The following is a 13400-nucleotide window of genomic DNA, read 5'->3' as shown; positions in this document are numbered from 1 at the left end:
ATTGCGGAACCCCACTCAGTTGCATCGTCTCGTCTCGACTTCGGTCTTGCATCAGGAGCATTCCAGTCACCATGTTCGAAATCCAGCCCATGAACCCCGAGTATTACCGTCGGCAGACCCGTCGCAGCACCCTGGTGATCGCGCTGCTGTTCCTGCTGCTGAGCATGCTCTGCGCCACCGCCAGCACCCAGCTGCTGGGCACACCCGGCGGCGACAACTTCAGGTGGAACCTGGCCGGCGTGCTCGTCGGCTTGCTCCTGACCCTCGCCTTGGTGCGCCTGCACCTGTGGTCGCGGCCGTTTATGGCGGCGGCGGTGTATGGCTGGCATCTGAAGCGCAGCCTGATGCGCATCACCAACCAGATGCACCAGGTCAAGGCCGGGGTGGCGGCCGGCGACGAGCATGCGCTCAAGCTCTTGCGCTTCTACCACCTGGGCCTGATCCAGATGCACCAGCTGGACGGCAACAGCGGCGAACTGAGCCAGATGGTGCGCGAGATCGACAGCCACCGCGAGGCCATGCAGCAGCGCGGCCTGGAGCCGCAGCAAAGCCGACTCGACCCGGCCTGGCTGGAGGCGGTCAAAGGCTTCCAGTGAGCCGCTGGCGCTCGCTGATGCGCGGCCGATGAGCCCGAGATAGTGCGGCGTAGCCAGGCTTGTCGAGGGGGCTCTTGGCGGGGCTCACCCTGATCTAATTAGTCTGGGTCGTCGGCAGCCGGCCGCAAAAACAAGATCGACTCCGCGCGGCCGAGCGCAGAAATAGGTGAGCAAGGCAATGTTGTTCATCCTACGTGGTCCTCAAGTTCGTGCCGGGTGGATGGTTGTTCTGTGGAGAGCCACGGAACGCTTTCCCGCAGTATCAGCCAGACTGCCCTTCGAGGAACTTAAACTGCGCAAAAATAAAACAAAAACTTACTGACTAGGTTCTCTTTTAGCCTTGCGTTGGCAGTGATAACGACCAGCCCAATACATTGCATTTCACTCGACGACATTCTCGTTGTCAGTTGTGGCATAAGCTTGGCTAATGCCAGTCATTAGCCTGTCAGCGGTTTACAGCCCTGTCAGCGCTGGGCATTATCAAGTGCTTAAGTATTCATAGACATAAATAAAAATAAGAGCATTTGCCGCCAACGCTAGCCGGTGCGGACGCGATTGCACTATCAAAAAACCTGCCCAAAGCCGAAACATCGTCGCAGCTCAGCAAGCGTCCGCTATTCAATGCGCAATATCGGACGTCAAGTCGGATGGAGGGATATGTCCGTTGCCGGACTGAGGAACATGAACCTACAGCCCCACGGAGGATAGCTGGGAATTTCTTGCCAGCCCCTATTAGGTCATGAACAACACAATAACAAGGACTCACCTAACACTCTCTTGCGAGGAAAGCCCATGCTCTCCAATGAACGTCTAGATGCTCTTATCGAGCAGAGAGGCATATTGAAAGGGTTGAATCCGACCCTTGGTATAACCGCCATCAGCATGATCGTGTTTTTCATGCTGTATGCGATCTTGCTCGGCAAGACGGCCAGCGAACAGTTTCTCGGCCTGAAGACCTGGATCGAAAGCACCTTGGGCTGGTACTACGTGCTGATGATGTTTCTGGCCTTCGCGGTCTGCATGTACATCACCTGCTCGCGCGTCGGCAAAATACGTCTCGGGCGCGATGACGACAGGCCTGAATTCAGCAATTTCGCCTGGTTCTCGATGCTTTTCGGCTGCGGCACCGGCGCCGCCTTGCTGTTCTTTGGCGTGTCCGAGCCGATGATCCACTTCGCCAGCGATTGGAGCGGCGGCAACCCCTTCCTCAGCCATGAGGTGAAGTCAGCGGTTGCGGCCTTTTTCGACGCCAAAAGGATCGCACTGGAGCAGGGACTGTTGCCCGGCGACGAAGGGTTTCCGGTTCCCAGCGACCTGGTCGCCGAAGCCGCTGCCGGCGGTATCAAGCTGACCATTTTCCACTGGGGCACCATCGCCTGGGCCATGTACGGCATCGTCGGCGTATCGTTGGCGTACTTCGCCTTCCGCAAGGGCCTGCCGCTGTCGATGCGCTCGGCGCTCTATCCGCTGATCGGCGACAGGATCTATGGCCCGATCGGTCACACCGTCGACATTCTGACCGTATTCGGCACCATCTTCGGCATTTCCACGACGCTCGGACTCGGCGTCGAGCAGATCGGCGCAGGCCTGATCTCGCTCGGCCTGCTGGAGGAAAGGTCCCAGACCGTCACCGTACTGTCGATCGTCCTGATCACAGTCGTCGCGACTCTCTCGGCGACCAGCGGCGTCGCCAAGGGCATCAAGCAGCTGTCGACGCTGAACTCCTGGATCTGCATCGCGATACTGTCCTACTTCATGCTGGCCAGCGACGCCAACTACCTGATCGCCAGCTCGGTCACCGCCATGGGGGACTACCTCTCCGACGCAGTCTCGATGACACTCTGGACCGCGCGCAGCCCCGAAGAGCGCACCTGGCAGGGTGGCTGGACCATCTTCTACTGGGGCTGGTGGATCGCCTGGGCTGGCTTCGTCGGCATGTTCATCGCGCGTATCTCCCGCGGCCGCACCATCCGCGAGTTCATGCTCGGTGTGATGTTCATCCCGTCGGTAGTCGCCCTGGTCTGGTTCGGCGTGCTCGGTTCCGCGGGCATCAACGAAGCCATCTACGGCGCTGACATGAGTATCTACGATGCCGCCGTCAACAATTGGGACTACGCCGGCGCCTTCTACAACATCTTCGATGTGCTGACGCCGGGTATCACCGCAACAATCGCCAAGGCCGCGGCACTGGGCGTGGTGGTTATTTTCTTCGTCACCTCTGCCGATTCCGGCACCCTGGTGCTGGGCCGACTGCTGGCGTTCGGCCGTCGCCCGCCGGTGCAGCAGCGCATCATATGGGGCTCGGTACTGGGTGGAGTGACGCTGATCCTGCTGCTCGTCGGCGGAGACCAGGCCATGAAGTCGCTGCAGGCGGCGTCGATCGCCGGCGCTCTGCCCTTCACCTTCGTGCTGCTGGCCATGATGGCGGGGCTGGTCAAGTCGCTGCGCGAGGACAGTGAAACCATGGTCGACAGCGAGGAGCACATCAAGCGCATGATCGAGCGGGAGGTCGCCGACCTGTCATAGCGCTGTGAGGAGCCCTTTCGGAGGCTTCGGGCTTCTTCCGCCTCGCCCGGCGCTTGCTTGATCGGTTGCGATTTGACGATCGACGTGCTGGTCTGCGCCTTGTCGGCGATGCGGTCGAGGATAGGGTTGAGCTGGTCGATGGAGCACAGGTACAGGCGTGCGATTCGGCCGGTTCGTCCTCTATTCCAGGCAGCCGGCGTTGGGTGCGGTGTTCTGGCGCTGCGCCGTCGGCGCGCCGGTGTTGTTGGCGGTATACGCGCCCTGGGCCCAGCGCGAGTTGTTGCCCCGCGTTGCCGCGGACCTGATCGATTGCTTGACCGGTCGCGCGGTGCCGCTGTCCAGGCTGCGTCATGGCCTGACTACCCTGCCTGGATCGACTCGGCAGAGGGTGCGAGATTCTCGACCCTGCACTGCGCGGTTATCCGGCCAGCACCGCGCGCTCGTGATACCAGGGCTGCTGCGTGCGTTGCACCAGGCGGTCGATCTGCGGCACCAGCAGGTTGGCGGCCAGGATGGCGAAGCACAGGCCGTCGGCGTACAGGCCGAACTCGCGAATCAGTTCGGTCAGCACGCCGATGGTGGCGCCGAACAGGATGCGCCCGCCACGGGTGTCGGGGCTGGTGACCGGATCGGTGGCGATGAAGAAGGCGGTGAACAGGCAGCCGCCTAGGCTGAGGCTGTACAGGCTTTCCTGCAGGCTGTGGCCGGCGGCCAGGGCCAGCAAGGCCGTGCTGCCGAGCATCGCCAGGGGAATCTCGATGCGGATCACCCGCAGGGCCGCGAGTATCAAGCCGCCCGCCACATAGCCGTATCCCGACAGGTTGGGGGTGATCGGGTTGTACTCCCCGAGGGCCAGCTGGGTGGCGCCGGCGAAGGCATCCAGGCTCAGGCGCGGCGCCAGTTGCAACTGCTGCAGCAGTACTTCTCCGGCGTCCAGTTCGAGGGTCCAGGGTGCCTGGTTGGCGGGTGCCGGGTAGAGCTGCTGGTAGAAGCAGATGGCGATGATCCCCAGGCCCACCATGGCGGGGTTGAGGCGATTGCGGCCCAGGCCGCCGCTGCCGTGCTTGCAGAGGGCGAGGGCGGCCAGGCTGGCCACCGCCATCATCCACAGCGGTACCAGCAGCGGCAGCGCCCGGGCCAGGATCAGGCCGAACACCAGCCAGCTCAGGTCGCTCAAGCCCTCGCGCACAGCCTGCCCGCGCAGGTGCAGCAGACCGGCTTCGAAGCCCAGGGCCAGCAGCACGCACCAGAAGGTCTGCAGCCAGACCACGGGGCCGAACTGCCAGGCATAGAGGACGGTGCCCGGCAGCAGGCACAGGCTGACCAGCAGCATCAGGGTGCGGAGTCGGTGCGGGGTCGGACTATGGACCAGGCTCATCGGCGCATCTCCCTCTTGCTCTGGCGGAAGCTATCGCGCAGCGGCAGGTTGCTCGGGCAGGTGCTGCTGCAGCTGCCGCATTCGATGCAGTCGTCCAGGCGCAGTGCCTGCAGGTTGGGCTGGTCCTGGTTCTGGGCGGCGCTGTAGAGATCCAGCGGTCGGAGCGACATCGGGCAGACATCCACGCAACGGTTGCAGCGAATGCAGCTGGCCGCGGGCTCGGCGGCCGGCAGGTAGCGCTCGGCGCCGAAGATCAGGCAGCTGCTGGTCTTGCTGATGACGGCGGCGGGGTCCGGCAGGGGCTGGCCCATCATCGGGCCGCCGACCTGGATCATCTGGCCCTCGGCAAAGGCCCCGGCCACCGCGCGCAGGGCGCTGACCGGGTAGCCGATCGGCACCTCGACGTTACCGGGGTATTCGCAGCCCCCGGTCAGCGTCAGCACGCGGGAGATCAGCGGCTCGCCGTGGAACACCGCGCGGCCCAATGCATACAGCGTCGCGACATTGAGCGCCAGCACGCCGATATCGGCCGGTCGGGCGCCAGGCGCCAGGTTGCGGCCGCTCAGGCTCTTGATCATCAGCGGTTGGCCGCCGGCCGGGTAGCGGGTCGGCAGCGGACGGATCTCGACCGGGGTGCGCGCCTGGCGGGCGGCGCTGCGCAAGGCCGCCATCGCCTCGGGTTTGTTGGTTTCGACACCGAAGCGGGTCTGCGCAATGCCCAGCAGGGTGGCCAGGTAGTCGGCTGCCTCGATCAGCGCCGCGGCGCGTTCGCGCATGAGGCGGTCGTCGCAGGTCAGGAAGGGTTCGCACTCGGCCCCGTTGATCAGCAGCAGGTCGGGCCGCTCGGCGCCGGCCAGCTTGAGGGCCGTGGGGAAGCCGGCCCCGCCGAGGCCGACGATGCCCATCTGCAGCGCCCGTTCGACCAATGCCTCGGGGCTTTGCGGCGGCGCCGGCACGGGGCGCTCGATCCACTCGTCCAGGCCGTCGGCGCGCAGGGTGACGGCCAGCACCGGCTCGGCCGAGTCGGCCGCGAAGGCGGGCCCGACCTGTTGCACGGTGCCGGAGGTGCTGGCATGCACCCAGGGGGTGTTGCCATCGCCCTGGCCTATCACTTCGCCCTTGCGCACACGCTGGCCCGGCTGCACGCAGGGCTGGGCGCAACGGCGACCGCGCTCGAGGGGGATCGTCAGCAGCAGGTGCCCGGCCGGTAGCGGGACAATCGGCGTGGCGTTGGACAGCTGCTTGTAACCCTTGAGCTTGATGCCGCCGCGCCAGCTATGGGGGGCCGGCGCGGCGATGGCGATCAGGCGACGCCACAAGGGCGGCTGTTGGGCCTGGTGCTGGGTGCGGAGGGCAGGCGGCATGCGCTCGACGCTCTGCAACGAATGGCTGGACATTTTCCGTCCTCCAGTTTTTGGACACAGACCTCCCCTGTGCGGCGTGCACATAAGAGAGTCTTGCTCCAGGGGCTTTGAGGGAAAAACGAGGCGGGACACTCGATCACTCACTAGGTGAGTCAGAGCGCTAAAAGGGCGACTTGTTCGTTTTTTGAACAACTCTGCCGACAGGCGGTAGCTCAGCAGTCGGTCAGGATGAGCAGCAGCACAAGCAGCGAGGCGCCGGGACAATGCCTGAAAGAGCAAGAGGGGAACAGAGTTATCAGCCATGAACCGACCGCCCCCTCGGCCCGGCGGCACGACGGGAGTCCGGGTCTTTCCGGCCCCGAGCAGCGGTCCTGGGGTGACGGTCGCCGATATCCCCGCCGGGGCGAGCGGTGCGGCTTAGCTAGGCGCGCTTATTTCGCCGCTTCGGCCGCCCCGCGCAGGCCGAGACCCGGTGGACGGCGCTTGATCGGCTGGGATTTGACGATGGCCGTGCTGGTCTGCGCCTTGTCGGCGATGCGGTCGAGGATATGGTCGAGCTGGTCGATGGAGCGCAGGTACAGGCGCGCGATGAAGCAGTCGTCGCCGGTGACCTTGTCGCACTCGCAGAACTCGGCGGTGTCCTCGATCAGTTGCTGCACCCGGTGCAGCATGCCCGGCAGCGGCTTGATGCGGACGATGGCCTGCAACTGGTAACCCAGCGCCCTGGGGTCGATCTCGATGGTGAAACCGCGGATCACCCCGCGCTCTTCCAGGCGGCGTACTCGTTCCGAGGTGGCAGGGGAGGAGAGGCCGACCCGGGCGGCCAGTTCCTTGAGGGTGATGCGCGAGTCCTGCAGCAGCGCGTCGAGGATTTTCAGGTCGAGATCGTCCGGCATTTTTCTCGTCTCAGGTTAATGTTCAATCTACCTTAGATAATAAAGTTTATTTAGCAAATGGCCTTTCTGTGGTTATGTAGCATGGCCTGGCTCCATACTATCGTAGTCCCCGTCAACTGACGGAGGTATTCCATGAACGGCAAGACGCGCGGCTCGGTCGAGATGACCGCGGCGATGATGATTTCCGGGACCATCGGCTGGTTCGTCCTGTACTCCGGGCAGCCGGCGATGGATGTGGTGTTCTGGCGCTGCGCCATCGGCGCGCCGGTGCTGCTGGCGGTGTGCGCGGCCCTGGGCCTGTTGCACGGCCACCTCACGCCGCGCCTGCTGGGCCTCGCCGCGCTGGGCGGGGTGGCCATCGTGCTCAACTGGTTGCTGCTGTTCGCCGCCTACCCGCGGGCGTCCATTTCCATCGCCACGGCGGTGTACAACACCCAGCCGTTTATCCTGGTGGGGCTCGGCGCGCTGTTCCTCGGCGAACGCCTGACCGCGACCAAGCTGGCCTGGCTGGGCCTGGCCTTCGCCGGCATGCTGCTGATCGTGCAGGCCAAGCCCGGCGCCGGCTATGTCGGCAGCGACTACCTCGGCGGCATCCTCCTGGCCCTGGGCGCGGCCTTCTTCTATGCCCTGGCCGCCCTGGTGGCGAAGAAGCTCAAGGGCACGCCGCCGCACCTGATCGCCCTGATCCAGGTGTGCGTCGGCATCCTGATGCTGGCGCCCTTCGCCAACCTGGCGCTGCTGCCGACGAGTGCGGCCAGCTGGGGCGCGCTGGTCACCCTGGGCGTGGTGCACACCGGGCTGATGTACATCCTGCTGTACGGCGCGATTCAGAAGCTGCCGACCCACCTGACCGGGGCGTTGTCGTTCATCTACCCGGTGGTGGCGATCCTGGTGGACTACCTGGCCTTCGGTCATCAGCTGCAGGCGCTGCAGCTGCTGGGCATCGGCGCCATCCTGCTGGCCGCCGCCGGCATGACCCTGGGCTGGTCGTTGTGGAAGAAGGCCGAGCTGCCGGCCAATGCCTGACGGCTAAGCGAGTGGGAGCGGACGCTGGCCCCGGCTCGGGGCTGGCGCCGCACCCCCTCCGCTCAGGGCTCAATCGTCATCGTCGTCATCGTTGCACTCGACCTCCTTCTTGAAGCTGTCGTGCTTGGCTTCGATCTTGACCCGGCAGCCGCGCTCCCAGTATTCGTCCTTCCACCTGCCGGGCCGCCAGAAGGCGCCGTGGCCGTGGCGGCACTTGATCTCTTCCTTGTAGTCGCCGTCGTCGAACTCACGCTTGACCCGGCAGGGCCCATCCCAGAACTCCTCTTCCCACTCGTCGTCCCCGTGCCGATGGTCGGCCAGCGCCGGGTTCAGCCAGGCGCCGGCCAATGCGCCCAGCAAGCAGAGGCCCAGCAGGTTCTTCACGCTCATCTCATTCACTCCGCCTGAGCAGACTCCGTCAGCCTGTCTGCGATACGACAGCGCAGGACATGGCTTTATCCATGCCAGGCACGGAATCGGCACGGGACCAGGGTCTAGCTGTCCTCTGGCTCCACGCCCGTGGGCCGGCGTGGGCTTGCCGCTCAGTCGGCGTGTCGCTGCTGCCTGCGCCACGCCCCCGGGGGCATGCCGAAGCGTTTGCGGAACTGGCGAATGAAGTGGGTCGTATCCTGCCAGCCCACCAGTTCGGCGACCCGGGCGACCGAGGCGTTGCTGTGCAGCAGGCGGCTGCAGGCCTGATGCAGGCGGTTGCTGGTGATCCACTCCGAATATGAAGATCACCCTGGTCCTGATGGGCTTGTCGATCTACCTGCTGCTCTGGGAAAAACTGCCGGAGTGGGGCACCTGGTTCAGCCGCATGGTCGAGCGTCTGCCGGCGCCACTGGCCTATCTCTACGAGGCCTGGCGCTGCCCCTATTGCTTCGGCTTCTGGGTTGCCCTGCTGCTGCATGCGCTGACGGGCATCCAGACCATTGCCGCCCTGGACCAGGCTCCCGCCTGGCTGGGCCTCCTCGGTGAACCCTTGTTCTGGGGGCTCGATGCCCTGGCCAGCGCCACCCTGATCATGCTGGGCAAGCTGGGCAAGCTGGGCAAGCTGGGCCTGAGTGCCCTCGCGGTGCCGGCGATCAAGGGCCAGCGGATGACCCAGGCCTTCAAGCAGCAATTGCGCGACCCACAGGTCGGCCAAGGCTGAACGCGCGGCGGATGGGGCCCTGCTTGCGCCACGGCGGGGCTGCCGGCTGCTCTTCAGTTCAGCCGGTAGCGCGCCAGTTCCTCGGCCGACAGCACGCGCATCCTGTGCGGTTCGATGCGCCGCATCTCCTCGGCCAGGCCGGTGGGGATGTTCATCTCGCGGAAGTAGGCGGCCGGGCTGTAGCCTTGGCCGCCCTGGAGCCGCTGGGCCTGGACCGAGTCGCCGGCCGGGAAGGGCGGACGGTGCAGGCCTACATGGCCGCGCACGGTCTTCTTGTGCCCGGCGGCCAGCAGGTAGATGCAGCTGCCCTGGCAGACGCCGTTGCTCGGCACCAGGGCGTCGAAACGGGTCTCGCGCAGCAAGCGGCCCATGCGGATGGCCTCCGGGGCGCTGCCGCCGATGTTGTCCAGCAGCACGATCTTGCGGTCGAAGCGGCCGGGGTTGGCCCGCAGGCCTTGTAGCAGGGTCTCGTAGTCGCCCGGGGCGATGTCCTCGGAGATCCGCGCGGCCAGCACCGAGCCGAGGCGCTTGTCGTGGGCGGCCTCGACTTCGACCCTGGCCTGGAGGGCGGCCGAGCACAGCGCCGAGAGGCAGAGCAGTGCGGCCTGGATAAGGGGTGTGCGCATGAGGTGACGGGTCCTGATAGCGGCGGTGCGCAGAAGATACCTGCAGCCGCCGGCCGGCGCATCTGCTGGCGCAGGGCCAGGGCCGGGAAGCGGCAGGGCTTTCCCGCGGCGGGGACAACCGGCTAAGGTGCGCGCTTCGACTCCCCGGTAAAGGAACACCCGATGAGCCTGCATGGTGACTACGATCCGCAGAACATCTTCGCCCAGATCATTCGCGGCGAGGCCCCCTGTTTCAAACTGTACGAGGACGACGAGGTGCTGGCCTTCCTCGACCTGTTTCCCCAGTCCCTCGGCCATACCCTGGTGATCCCCAAGCGGGTGGCGGCGCGCAACCTGCTGGAGATCGACGCGGACAGCCTGGCCAAGCTGATGGCGGCGACCCAGCGCCTGGCCCGGGTGCTGGTCGAGGAATTGCAGCCGGACGGCGTGCAGGTGGCGCAGTTCAACGGTGCGCCGGCCGGGCAGACGGTGTTTCACCTGCACATGCACATCATCCCGCGTTTCGCCGGCCAGGGCCTGGGCATCCACGCCGCCCACAAGGCCGACCCGGCCGAGCTGGCGGCGCTGCAGGCACGCCTGGTCGCGCGCATCGAGGATTGAGGTGGCGCTACTCAGCGGGCACGCAGGGCCCGCTGGTTGGACTGGTAGATGTTGTCGGCCTGCGGTATTTCGCCGGTTTCCAGGGCCTGCAGCCAGTCGCCGGTGCTGAGCACCGCGGCGAAGCCGGTGTGCATGACCACGCAAAACACCCGGTGGATCTCCTCGGCCGTGGCGCTGCCCAAGGCGTTGCGGTAAGGGGGGGAGCCGGCGGCATCGTGCAGCAGCTCGACCTGCCAGCCCTCATGGCGGGCTTGGCGCACGGTGGAGTCGTCGCAGTTGTGGGTCATGTAGCCGACCACGCTGAGGGTGTCGATCCGCTGCTGCCGCAGGTAGGTCGCCAGGTCGGTGCCGGCGAAGGCGCTGGCCATCCGCTTCTGGATGAAATGGTCGCGCGGGCGGTTCGCCACCAGTGGATGCAACTCGGCGTTGTGGCTGCCGCTGGCGAAGATCGGCGCGTCTTCGGGCAACAGGTGCTGAATGACGATCACCGGGATGCCGGCGGCGGTGGCGGCATCCATGGCGGTGGCGATATTGGCCATGGATTGCTCGATGGGTGGGTATTCGATACGCAGATTGCCGGTGACGTATTCGTTCTGCACGTCGATGACGATCAGGGCGCGTTTCGGTTGCTGGTTCATGGCAGGCTCCTCGGGGTGTGGGATGGTGCTGATTGTTCCCCCGCCTCGTGGCTATCCGTGAGTGGCCCGAATGCCAGCGTGCGTTAAGATCGGGCCAAATCGTCTGCTCCGGAACAACGCCATGCCTGCCCATCGAATTGCCGTGGTCGCCTTCGACGGCATCACGCCTTTTCATCTATCCGTGCCCTGTCTGGTGTTCGGCGAGCTAGGCCCGGGCAAGCATCTCTATGAGGTGCGGGTGTGTGCGGCGAAGGCGGGCACGCTGGGCACCACGGCCGGTTTCGACCTGCAGGTGGCCCATGGCCTGGAGGCGCTGGAGTGGGCGCAGACGGTGATAGTGCCGAGCTGGCACGACCCGGCCGAGCGGCCGCCGCAGCTGTTGCTGGATGCGCTGGTGCGGGTCCATGAGCGCGGTGTACGGCTGGTCGGCCTGTGCCTGGGGGCCTATGTGCTAGCCGAGGCCGGCCTGCTCGACGGGCGCGCCGCCACGACCCATTGGGCCTGGGCCGAGGATTTTGCCGCGCGCTTCCCGCGGGTGCGCCTGAACGCGGAGGTGCTGTATCTGGAGGACGGTCAATTGCTGACCTCGGCCGGCACGGCCGCGGCCATCGACTGCTGCCTGCATTTGTTGCGCCGCCAGCACGGCGCCGAGGTGGCCAACGGGGTGGCGCGGCGGCTGGTGGTCCCGCCGCATCGCCAGGGCGGCCAGGCACAGTTCATCGAGCAACCGCTGCCGGCCAGCCAGCGAGACGATCGCCTGGCGGGGCTGCTCGACTGGCTGCGCGCCAATTTGCACCAGCCCCATGGCCTGGACAGCCTGGCGCAGCGGACATTGTTGAGTCGGCGCAGCTTCACCCGGCACTTTCGCCAGCTCACCGGCTGCACCCTGGGCGACTGGTTGTTGGCCGAGCGTCTGGCCCTGAGCCAGCGCCTGCTGGAGGGCAGCGAGCATTCGATCGAGGCCATCGCCGGCTTGACCGGTTTCGGCTCGCCCGTGTCGCTGCGCCAGCATTTCGGCCGGGCGTTCGGCGTGTCGCCGAGCGGCTACCGGCAGAGTTTTCGCGGGCGCTAGTCGCATCCCGGCTTGTGCGTTGCCGCCACCCTGCCAATACTCAGGCGGTACTTCTCGTGCCCATGGAGGGCTCCATGCGATTGATCTGCGCCGTACTGCCGTTGCTGGCCTTGGCCGGTTGTTCATCCTTCCCCGCCGACCCGGAGCATGTCAGCCAGGTGCCCGGCGAGCGCCTGCTGGCCTATCAGCAGGCCGTCGCCGACAGCGGTGAGCTGGTGGTCGAGCGCGACCTGGGCATGCTCGGCGGTGGCTGCTACGTGGCGGTGCTGGTCGACCGCAAGGTGGCGGCGCGCATCGGCATCGGCGAGCGGGCGCGCTTCCAGGTGCCGGCGGGCACCCGGGTGCTGGGCATCGGCATCGACGAGCAGGACGACACGCTGTGCGGCAAGGGCCGTCTGCGCCGGGAACTGGCGGTGCCGGTGAGCCCCGGGCAGCGCCAGCACTTTCGTATCGTCAGCGAGGCCAAGAGCGGTTTCGACATCCGCCCCGTCGCCCCCTGAGCCAGCGCAGCCGCCGGGGCGGTCGCCTAAGCTTTGGGTATGACCGCCTCCCACAAGCCCAGGCGCAAGATCGGCGGCCGGGGCGCTATCGTCACCCTGACCCTGAGCCCCGCGCTAGACATCGCCACCCAGATTCCACGCCTGCGCGCGGAGGCCAAGCTGCGCTGCACGCCCCCTATCTACACGCCCGGTGGCGGCGGCATCAACGTCGCTCGGGCGATCCATGCGTTGGGCGGCCGTGCCCTGGCCCTGTTTCCCGCCGGCGGGGCCAGTGGCCAGCAGCTGGTCGAGCTGCTCGCTGCCGAGGGGGTGGCCACTCAGCCCCTGGCCATCGCCGAGCGGACCCGCGAATGCCTCAACGTGCTGGAGCAGGCCGGTGCTCAGCAGTACCGCTTCGTCCTGCCCGGGGCGTGCCTCAGCGCGGCCGAACAGACGCGGCTGCTGGAGGCCGTGGCGGCCCTGCCGACGCCGGAGTACCTGGTGATCAGCGGCAGCCTGCCGCCGGGGTTGGCGGCCGACTTCCTGCCGCGTCTGCTGCATGACGTCATCGGGCGCGGGATACGCTGCATCCTCGACAGCTCCGGCGAGGCGCTGCGCCAGGCCCTGGAGGCGGGCGGGGTGTTCATGATCAAGCCCAACCTCAACGAGCTGTGCAGCCTGGCCGGCGAGGCGATCGACGGGCCGGAGCGGCTCGCCGGGTTCGCCCGGGAACTGGTGGACGGCGGTGGCTGCGCGAACGTGCTGGTGTCGCTCGGCGCTCAGGGGGCGTTGCTGGTGGGGCAGGGCCGGCGCGAGTGGCTTGCCGCGCCCACGGTGCAACGCTGTAGCACCGTGGGGGCGGGCGACAGCCTGGTGGCCGGGGTGACCCTGAAGCTGGCGGCCGGTGCGCCCTGGCGCGAGGCGCTGTGCTACGGCGTGGCGGCCGGCAGTGCGGCGATCATCGGCGAGGGCGGTGCGCTGTGCCGGCTCGCGGATACCGAGCGCCTGTTCGCCTGGCTACAGGTCCACGGGCAGGGCTGAGCCTG

Annotated in this window: 15 protein-coding genes; 8 read left to right on the top strand and 7 right to left on the bottom strand. The window is 66.5% G+C overall.

Annotation, left to right across the window (positions count from 1 at the left end):
• The first annotated feature begins 71 nt into the window (after positions 1–71).
• Both SBP02_RS14440 and SBP02_RS14435 read left to right on the top strand, forming a co-directional pair.
• Positions 72–596: a DUF3087 family protein gene (locus tag SBP02_RS14440; RefSeq protein ID WP_318642770.1), complete on the top strand. Its 525-nt coding sequence runs from the start codon at positions 72–74 to the stop codon at positions 594–596.
• A 792-nt stretch (positions 597–1388) separates the two neighbouring features.
• On the top strand, positions 1389–3122 hold the full coding sequence (locus SBP02_RS14435) for a BCCT family transporter (RefSeq protein ID WP_318642767.1): 1734 nt from the start codon (positions 1389–1391) through the stop codon (positions 3120–3122).
• A gap of 418 nt (positions 3123–3540) precedes the next feature.
• Here SBP02_RS14435 and SBP02_RS14430 read toward each other — a convergent pair whose 3' ends face one another.
• The 3 genes from SBP02_RS14430 to SBP02_RS14420 all read right to left on the bottom strand — a co-directional run bounded on the left by SBP02_RS14430 (position 3541) and on the right by SBP02_RS14420 (position 6760).
• Positions 3541–4500 (bottom strand): RnfABCDGE type electron transport complex subunit D, encoded by a 960-nt coding sequence (locus SBP02_RS14430; protein WP_318642765.1) that lies wholly within the window; start codon positions 4498–4500, stop codon positions 3541–3543.
• On the bottom strand, positions 4497–5897 hold the full coding sequence (gene rsxC / locus SBP02_RS14425; protein ID WP_318642762.1) for an electron transport complex subunit RsxC: 1401 nt from the start codon (positions 5895–5897) through the stop codon (positions 4497–4499). Before rsxC ends, SBP02_RS14430 begins: the two co-directional genes overlap by 4 nt.
• Before the next feature lie 398 nt (positions 5898–6295).
• Entirely contained in the window at positions 6296–6760 is a 465-nt protein-coding gene (locus SBP02_RS14420) for an Lrp/AsnC family transcriptional regulator (protein ID WP_318642759.1), read from the bottom strand.
• A 132-nt stretch (positions 6761–6892) separates the two neighbouring features.
• Between SBP02_RS14420 and SBP02_RS14415 the strand changes: the two genes are divergently transcribed.
• Positions 6893–7786: a DMT family transporter gene (locus SBP02_RS14415; RefSeq protein WP_318642757.1), complete on the top strand. Its 894-nt coding sequence runs from the start codon at positions 6893–6895 to the stop codon at positions 7784–7786.
• A gap of 69 nt (positions 7787–7855) precedes the next feature.
• On the opposite strand, the gene SBP02_RS14410 is transcribed toward SBP02_RS14415, so the two are convergent.
• Positions 7856–8176 carry a hypothetical protein gene (locus tag SBP02_RS14410; protein WP_318642755.1) on the bottom strand — a complete coding sequence of 107 codons (321 nt, stop codon included), beginning with the start codon at positions 8174–8176 and terminating at the stop codon, positions 7856–7858.
• Between the two features lie 152 nt (positions 8177–8328).
• Positions 8329–8466 carry a helix-turn-helix domain-containing protein gene (locus tag SBP02_RS20960; RefSeq protein ID WP_404824395.1) on the bottom strand — a complete coding sequence of 46 codons (138 nt, stop codon included), beginning with the start codon at positions 8464–8466 and terminating at the stop codon, positions 8329–8331.
• A gap of 50 nt (positions 8467–8516) precedes the next feature.
• On the opposite strand from SBP02_RS20960, the gene SBP02_RS14405 reads away from it, so the two are divergent.
• Positions 8517–8939 carry a hypothetical protein gene (locus SBP02_RS14405; protein WP_318642753.1) on the top strand — a complete coding sequence of 141 codons (423 nt, stop codon included), beginning with the start codon at positions 8517–8519 and terminating at the stop codon, positions 8937–8939.
• A gap of 53 nt (positions 8940–8992) precedes the next feature.
• On the opposite strand, the gene SBP02_RS14400 is transcribed toward SBP02_RS14405, so the two are convergent.
• Positions 8993–9565, bottom strand: a complete 573-nt coding sequence (locus tag SBP02_RS14400) for a COG3904 family protein (protein ID WP_318642751.1) — start codon at positions 9563–9565, stop codon at positions 8993–8995.
• Positions 9566–9727: 162 nt separating this feature from the next.
• Between SBP02_RS14400 and SBP02_RS14395 the strand changes: the two genes are divergently transcribed.
• On the top strand, positions 9728–10165 hold the full coding sequence (locus tag SBP02_RS14395) for an HIT family protein (protein WP_318642749.1): 438 nt from the start codon (positions 9728–9730) through the stop codon (positions 10163–10165).
• An 11-nt stretch (positions 10166–10176) separates the two neighbouring features.
• Here the strand turns inward: SBP02_RS14395 and SBP02_RS14390 are convergent, their stop codons facing one another.
• The gene (locus SBP02_RS14390) at positions 10177–10803 is read right to left on the bottom strand and encodes a cysteine hydrolase family protein (RefSeq protein WP_318642746.1); all 627 of its coding nucleotides are present in this window, start codon (positions 10801–10803) and stop codon (positions 10177–10179) included.
• Between the two features lie 121 nt (positions 10804–10924).
• On the opposite strand from SBP02_RS14390, the gene SBP02_RS14385 reads away from it, so the two are divergent.
• The 3 genes from SBP02_RS14385 to SBP02_RS14375 all read left to right on the top strand — a co-directional run bounded on the left by SBP02_RS14385 (position 10925) and on the right by SBP02_RS14375 (position 13395).
• Positions 10925–11875: a GlxA family transcriptional regulator gene (locus SBP02_RS14385; protein WP_318642744.1), complete on the top strand. Its 951-nt coding sequence runs from the start codon at positions 10925–10927 to the stop codon at positions 11873–11875.
• Positions 11876–11949: 74 nt separating this feature from the next.
• Positions 11950–12375, top strand: a complete 426-nt coding sequence (locus SBP02_RS14380; protein ID WP_318642742.1) for a 3-isopropylmalate dehydratase — start codon at positions 11950–11952, stop codon at positions 12373–12375.
• 39 nt (positions 12376–12414) lie between these two features.
• The gene (locus tag SBP02_RS14375) at positions 12415–13395 is read left to right on the top strand and encodes a 1-phosphofructokinase family hexose kinase (protein ID WP_318642740.1); all 981 of its coding nucleotides are present in this window, start codon (positions 12415–12417) and stop codon (positions 13393–13395) included.
• Positions 13396–13400 lie beyond the last annotated feature (5 nt).

Source organism: Pseudomonas benzenivorans (assembly GCF_033547155.1).
In the GTDB taxonomy this organism is placed as follows: Bacteria; Pseudomonadota; Gammaproteobacteria; order Pseudomonadales; family Pseudomonadaceae; genus Aquipseudomonas; species Aquipseudomonas benzenivorans_B.
The sequence above is the reverse complement of the archived record's forward strand: the minus strand, read 5'-3'. Positions and strand labels throughout refer to the sequence as shown.